The 6,885-nt window shown below is 56.8% G+C and carries 4 protein-coding genes and 3 pseudogenes; 2 read left to right on the forward strand and 5 right to left on the reverse strand.

Annotation, left to right across the window (positions count from 1 at the left end; all coding sequences use genetic code 11):
• Positions 1–311 (forward strand): annotated as a pseudogene (locus A3AY_RS40185) (TetR/AcrR family transcriptional regulator); the annotation flags it as partial.
• 673 nt (positions 312–984) lie between these two features.
• Here A3AY_RS40185 and A3AY_RS38230 read toward each other — a convergent pair.
• The 3 genes from A3AY_RS38230 to A3AY_RS0124710 all read right to left on the reverse strand — a co-directional run bounded on the left by A3AY_RS38230 (position 985) and on the right by A3AY_RS0124710 (position 4,995).
• On the reverse strand, positions 985–1,392 hold the full coding sequence (locus A3AY_RS38230) for a hypothetical protein (protein ID WP_018328355.1): 408 nt from the start codon (positions 1,390–1,392) through the stop codon (positions 985–987).
• A gap of 1,289 nt (positions 1,393–2,681) precedes the next feature.
• The gene (locus A3AY_RS0124705; RefSeq protein WP_018328357.1) at positions 2,682–3,752 is read right to left on the reverse strand and encodes an FAD-binding oxidoreductase; all 1,071 of its coding nucleotides are present in this window, start codon (positions 3,750–3,752) and stop codon (positions 2,682–2,684) included.
• Positions 3,742–4,995, reverse strand: coding sequence for an aromatic ring-hydroxylating oxygenase subunit alpha (locus A3AY_RS0124710; RefSeq protein WP_026203792.1), 1,254 nt, complete (start codon positions 4,993–4,995; stop codon positions 3,742–3,744). The genes A3AY_RS0124705 and A3AY_RS0124710 overlap by 11 nt, the downstream gene beginning before the upstream one ends.
• A 121-nt stretch (positions 4,996–5,116) precedes the next feature.
• On the opposite strand from A3AY_RS0124710, the gene A3AY_RS0124715 reads away from it, so the two are divergent.
• Complete coding sequence (locus A3AY_RS0124715; protein ID WP_018328360.1) at positions 5,117–6,016, forward strand: LysR substrate-binding domain-containing protein; 900 nt, start codon at positions 5,117–5,119, stop codon at positions 6,014–6,016.
• Positions 6,017–6,045: 29 nt separating this feature from the next.
• Here A3AY_RS0124715 and gfa read toward each other — a convergent pair.
• Together gfa and A3AY_RS0124725 are read right to left on the reverse strand one after the other, a co-directional pair.
• Positions 6,046–6,512: pseudogene (gene gfa, locus A3AY_RS36085) on the reverse strand (S-(hydroxymethyl)glutathione synthase); the annotation flags it as partial.
• Positions 6,513–6,594: 82 nt separating this feature from the next.
• A pseudogene (locus A3AY_RS0124725) lies at positions 6,595–6,885 on the reverse strand (S-(hydroxymethyl)glutathione dehydrogenase); the annotation flags it as partial.

Below are 6,885 nucleotides of genomic sequence, written 5' to 3' on the forward strand. Positions count from 1 at the left end.
CAAAGGTAGTCCTCTACCCTGCCTTGACCCTGGCAATCTTTGCCCGGCCAGCCATTTTTCCTGATCACGCCAAGAGGATAACTGATGAGCTGACCAGCCTTTTGAGCGCACGCGATTCCTCATCCGAGCATTCGTTGCGTTGGACGCATATACTTGTCGACTACACGCATGGAGCCGCCCTTGCTGTAGCTGTCCAGAATCGAAGCATAGGGCACCAATCCTCGAATGAGGCAATGCTCTCAGACTTTGAAAGCGGAGTTGCCGCCCTACTGGAAGCATTTTGGCACTCTCTCAATCACCGGAGTGCCTAGTCTACTTACTAAGGGCCTCAGGGTCGCGAGTTGCAACCCTCCGATCCGTTGATGAATTGCCGCTACCGAGGTTTGGATCTTGAAAGTGGACAGACCGCACCGGCACCAAACCGGTCATTCATCCAAGCCAAGCCTATGTCCGCTTGGTGCGCTATTTAGACAAACAGGCTTCTAACGACAGGGTTGTTGATTCGGATCCGTTATCGATTCCCAGTCGCTGACCGCTAGTCATCATTGGTCGCCCGTGGCGCGCAGAGTACCTATGTCGTGCCAGATGTTCTCGTTCTGTGTTCGCGGGATCAGATAATATCTCCTGCGGAACTTGCGCTTTCCAATGAATTTCCCGGAATTTCGAGCTTTGCAAGGTGAGGGACGTCGACTTTCGGATCGGCATGGGGGTTGCCTGGAGTCTTATGCACAGGGCACGCGGCCGCCCCTTTGACCGGTCGGGCGACTTAGATGAACCGAGGCGCACGGGCGCCGCAGTTCATGTCGGTTTTGCACGGTACTCGGTCATGTATTGGCTCCGTGGCAATGATCGCCGCGCGATGGTCACGATCGCCCAAGTCGGCCTAAGCTTCGATCACAGGTGTATAGCGATTGTGGCCAACCAACCCACCGATAAGCATAGGCTTCCGAGAAGAAGGATTGGTCGCAAACGGACTACGTTTTGCTATTTTGGTGAGGAATCGTACTGGGCGTACGCATCCAGCATCATCTGCGTGTATTCACTCGTGCTCGAGGTTAGCTCACCCAGCCCCGGCCAGTGGAAAGGTATGGTGGACCACATCGTTTCGAGTTCGACCTCCAGACCCAGCCGCGCCGCTACAATCAAAGCCTGAACCGGCTCCTTGTCGTGCGGCCACAAATCCTCCTCAAGCGAGATCCAGACGTCATTTTCGTCATCGACAGTGATTTCAGCCTGAAGCGCGCCCAGCTTCTCGCTAATGTTCGTTGCATCATCTAGCAATGCGCTTCGGATGAGGAGAGTGATCTTCTCACCATTCAACTCAAGTTTGGGTCGGTCATCGACACCCCGGAAATCGGGCTTGTCACCGTCAACGGCGCCATCAGTTTTCACAGGCTGGAGAGATTTCCCCTCGTCTTCACACCAGAAGGCCGTGTCGAAGATGTCGAGAGGTGATGCGCCACACCCAGGGCAATGCCAAAGGTTTTGAGCGAGCTGAATTCCGGTGATCTTTCCGCTACAATAAGCAGAACCACGCGTCCGACTCGCGGCCCCACAACGGGTGGCGTACAACCCCGTCGTGGTCAGGTTTTGTGGACCGTCGGGGCCAATCCGTGGAGATTTCGCCACGAACCCGAGCAGCCCGATCTCTCACTAGGTTAAGTGCTTTCTGGAGAAAAGCCGGCTCAAACACCGGGCATTTCTCATCATTTTCGGTGACTGTCTGGACGATCGGCCCCGCACCAGGGTTTTCTGGCAATGTGATGCTCCACCCATCTCCCGCCATGATGACGTCGTGTAAAGCCACTTGAAGGCGGTATGATTGATTGCCGATCATGCCATGTTCGGCGTTATCAAGGTACGCCAAGCGGTGGGCCATTGCTTCGGGATGCCCAGCCTGAAAATCTGCTGGAAGATCTGCCGCAACGAGCGCTTCGACGCTCGCCATCTGTTCGATAGTGGGGATCCAATCCCTTTTGTTAGCAGAGACGACTTTGGTCCAGCTGGCGAATTCCCCGCAACCAAGTCAAGAGCTTGGTGCAGTGTGATCCTGTTGGCCCGCGCGTATCGTTTAGCAAGAAGCTTGAGGCTGCTAAGTTTATTTGCTTCGGTCATATCCATGTCCCGAAATGATCCGACCATGTGCCCGCTAATGGCCAGACCATGCCGATTGGCACGGAGTGACACTTCAGAGAAATGAAACGCTGACATAGCTTTGCGTGGCGGGCACACCGGCCCGCGTGTAGGGCCACGCTTTGTATGCCAGGCAGAGCGTTGTCGGTCAAGCGAATGCGAATCTACCCACAGCGATTTCACAAAGGACGCCGGCAACGGCAGAAGAGTGACGACATGGTCTAATCATTTCAATACTTTAACTTTAATTGGCCGGGGCCGCAGGTTCGCATCCCTTCAAGGCGGTGAAGTGAGACTATGCGACCCAATCCAAGACGATGAATGGGTCATGAATCTGACGTGTCATGATGTCCGCATAAACCTTCTCAGGTTTATCAGGCGTAGCGCTGTGGACCCGACCGCTGAGCGGGTCTTCAGCTATCCATTCGAGAGTGCGGGAGAAGCCGCTGAAATTTGAGTAAGGCACCACAACCATGCCCGACGATCGATCAAAAGGTGCGCTACGTAGGGTGGTGTCCGAGTGACCCTCGATGCCGAGGCGGGAACCGTCACCTGTCGATGACGAGGTCGCTCAGCGGCTTGGAGCAGCACGGTAGAAACATCCCGGCATCTATCTCCCGCTGGCGTATTCCGCCGTTGTGCTTCATGTCGACCGATCCGCTCACAAGCCTCGACTTGCAGGTACCGCACAGTCCGTTCGAACAAGACGACGGCAGCCGGACGCCCGCCTTCTTGGCGATCGACAGGACCGTCTGTTCGGGCGAGACCTCGATGCTCTTATTCTGTTTGGCGAAGTCGACCTTGAAAACCTGGGAAGAGGCTTCCTCGACCAGCACGGCGGGAGCGTCCTCGATAACGGCAGAGTCGAAGCTCTCTTCGATATAGTTCGATTCCGGGACGCCGAGCTCAGTGACGAGCCTTCTTGCCGCGGCCATGAACGGAGCCGGACCACAGCACATCACCACCCGTTCCGCGAGATCAGGCACCGTGAGTTGAAAGAGTTCCCTGGAAATGCGTCCGGCGAAACCACACCAAGAAGCCTCACCCGACAGGAACTCAGGCAGAAAAAATAGCCTGAGCCCTTTCAAACGACTCGCGACGTTCGTCAGCTCTGATCGAAACACCAGGTCAAGCGGAGTCCTGCCCGCGTGGAAAAACACAACGTCGACTGGCACGCACATGTCTGCCATCTCGCGCGTCATCGACATCACGGGCGTGATACCGGAGCCGCCGCTGAGGAACAGAAACTTTCTCTGCGGCTCCCGTGGCCGAACGAACTGTCCCAAGGGGCCGATCGCTTTAACGGTCCTTCCAGCCGACATGTTGTCATGGAGCCAGTTTGAAACCTTGCCGCCTGAAACCCTCTTGACCGTGACGGACACTGCATTTCGTCGAAGGGGAGACGACGAAATGCTGTAGCAGCGCGTCTCCTCTTCGCCATCGATGGACGTATCGAAAGCGAAATACTGTCCTGCCAAGAACCTGAAATATTTGCCTTCGCTGGAGGCGAAGGTGAAGGTTTTCACATCGTGGGTTTCCTGATGGACGTCGACACAGACGAGGTCGGTATCGTTCTCTGGGTCCCACTCGCGCTCGGCCGACACGGTTTCAGTAGCCATGGGCGCGCAGCCGCTCGACGTACCACGTCGCGAAACTGTCGAGTTGCTTTTCGGTGAACTGCGAATACGGTCCGGGCTGGTAAGCAGGGTCCTCAACGCCTCGGTGGTTACGGCTTACCAGCTCTGCGTCCTGGTCGGTGGTGGCGACCCAGACATTCGTCAGTTTTTCGAGATCGTAGTCGACGCCCTCTACAGCGTCTTTGTGGACCAGCCACTTGGTACGCACAAGCGTGCGGCTTGGCGAAAGCGGGATTACCATCGACGTGACCGCGTGGTCCCCCATGAAGTGGTTCCAGCTGTTATGCCCCCAGAGATGGGTGTCGCCAAGGTCCTTCCTGGTCATAGTGCCCAAAAGCTTGTCGACCGCCGCCGTGGCGTCCGGCGTCTGCGATTCTCCAGCGCCGGAGATGATGAGGCGCTGGGTACGGAAGTTCGTCTCATGCCCGGCTAGTTGCTCTGCTGGAGCCGACGGAAAGCCGTCACCCTCCCATGCCTTGATGCGCTCGGCATATAGACGGCTATGCTCTTCCGCAGTCTGCCGATCTTCCTCGCTCAGCGTCGCAGGGTCGTACCCGAAATCGACTTCTACAAACGAGACGCAGAGTTCCGGATGATTGGCGGCGCAGTGGTAGCACTCGCGATTGTTTTCGATCGTGAGCTTCCAATTGCCTTCCTCGATGACATCGGTCTGGTAGGCGATCTTTGTGTCCTGCAGTCCATATGGCGCGAGGCGCTCGATCATGACCCTTTCCAGATTGTCGATGTCTTTCGGCGGATTATCGGAGAGGCAGACATATATCAGTCCGCCGATATTTCTGAAGTTCACAGACTTGAGATTCTTGCACGATTTATCAAAGTCGGTCCCCATGTGAGGGGCATAAGCAAGTTCGCCCGACAGCTCATACGTCCATTGATGGTAGGGGCACACGAGCTTCGAAATGACCGTCGGGCCGTCATCTACGAGGCGAGAGCCGCGATGGCGACAGACGTTGTGGACAATTCTGATCTCGCCATCATCGTCGCGGAGCAGGATCAGGCTGGTTTTTCCGATGTCGAGCACTGTGGCGTCGCCCGGCTCCGGCACGTCACATTCCAACCCTACGTATATCCAATGGTGAGTGAAGAAGACATCAAGGTCCGCCTGAAAAACATCCTCGCGAGTGTAGAGCCCTTGCGGGAGAGCGTGTCCATCGAGCCTCGCGTCGAGAAGATTGGTGATGGAGGAGGGCAACTTGTTTAGCATGATATCCTCTTATAGATTTTCGAGCCCCAAAATGTGCGAAAAGCCATTTGTTTTCAACGGCACAAATAATTGTGCATCGAATAATAATATGTTATGTATCAGAGGATTTTGTGAGGCTTAGATGAATTTCCGGAAGAAGCTGCCGTCTTTGACAGCATTAGTAGCCCTCGAAGCGACCATACGGCACCGAAGTGTGACTGTGGCGGCGAAGGAGCTTGGCGTCACGCAGGCTGCGGTGAGCAGGCTCATCGCGTTGCTCGAGAATGATTTTGGCAGGCCCCTATTCAATCGGGGTCATCGCACGATCGTGCCAACCCCTGCATGCCTGATCTTTGGCGCGACACTCGCGGATAGTTTTTCGGACATCGCTGACGCGGTGGAAGCTCTTCGCGAAAACAGAAGCGACGTCGTGACCATAGGCGCGACCATAGCGTTCTCCTCACTTTGGCTGCTGCCCAAACTGGCGGAATTCCGAAGCAAGCATCCCGGCGTGCAAATCCGTGTCATCTCGCAGGACAGCAAGTTCACGATGGACACGGGGGAAGTCGACGTGGTGTTCCACTACGGCTCGTCGACTCCGTCGGGCACTACGGCGATAGCCTCGACAGGCGACCGAATTTTTCCGGTTTGCTCGCCTGAGTACAAAGCGACGCACAGCCTGTCTTCGTTTCCTTCGGGAACATTCGACCTGATCGAGACTGACGTCTCCAGCCGAAGCTGGGTACGCTGGCCGGATTGGTTTGCGATGACAGGACGCCGATCGGAAGTCACAGAGCCCGCCCTCCGGTTCAGTCACTATACCGAGACGATTTCCGCGGCGAAAGCCGGACAGGGCGTAGCACTGGGCTGGGACACCCTGATAAGATCCTGCATCGAAGACGGCACTCTCGTCAAGGCGGGGAACGTCGAGTTCGACGCAGAAGGTCGACATATGATCCTGGTTCCCGCCCATGCGAAGAGAGCACCGGTCATCGATCTTGTTTCAGGGTGGCTCACACAGGCAATTCAGCAGCCGGTGTAGGGACGACCTTGAGGGCCGCCCCGTTTCAATCAAGCCGCGATGACGCCAGCTTTCTTCGCCGTCCAGGTCGCGAGGTAGTCCATCAACCCAGGAGCGAGGCAGTCATACGGCTCCAGCTGAAGTTCCCGCAGTCGGGCCCGGACACCGTCCATCTTCGCGGGGTTGTAGCCGCTTTCGATGATCGAAGATACGAAGGCGGCGAATCCGGGCTCTGCCCAACCCGACTCCTCGAAGCGTTCCGGATGGATGAACGACAGTCCGTTGAACGCGTGATCGCGTTCCACGGGACCGTACATGTGGACCCCGCATTCCCTGCATGCATGGCGCTGGATCAGCGCGGCGTTATCGACGACCACGAGCTTCGAGCCGTTCTCCAGGACTTCGATGTTCTCGACGGAGCGACGGCAACGATCGAGAAATTCGCGCCAGCGGGCTTCCAGCACTTGGTGCAGCCGCATGCATGGTTGTGAGCGATGTCGCCTTTGATCCTGTAGCGAAAAAGCCGCTCGGCATGCCAACGCAGATGGTCTTCCAAGAAGTGCCGCCATAAGCTTTCTCGAGAAGCGAGACCTGCTTCGTCAATACACTACGACGCTGCGGATGCTTTCGCCCGCATGCATCAGGTCGAAGCCCTTGTTGATGTCCTCGAGCGGCATGGTGTGGGTGATCATCGGGTCGATCTGGATCTTGCCGTCCATGTACCACTCGACGATCTTCGGCACATCGGTGCGGCCGCGGGCGCCGCCGAAGGCGGTGCCCATCCAGTTGCGGCCGGTGACCAGCTGGAAGGGGCGGGTGGAGATCTCCTGGCCGGCGCCGGCAACCCCGATGATCACCGACTTGCCCCAGCCGCGATGCGAACTCTCCAG

The sequence above is a fragment of the Rhizobium giardinii bv. giardinii H152 genome, assembly GCF_000379605.1.
GTDB lineage: Bacteria > Pseudomonadota > Alphaproteobacteria > Rhizobiales > Rhizobiaceae > Pararhizobium > Pararhizobium giardinii.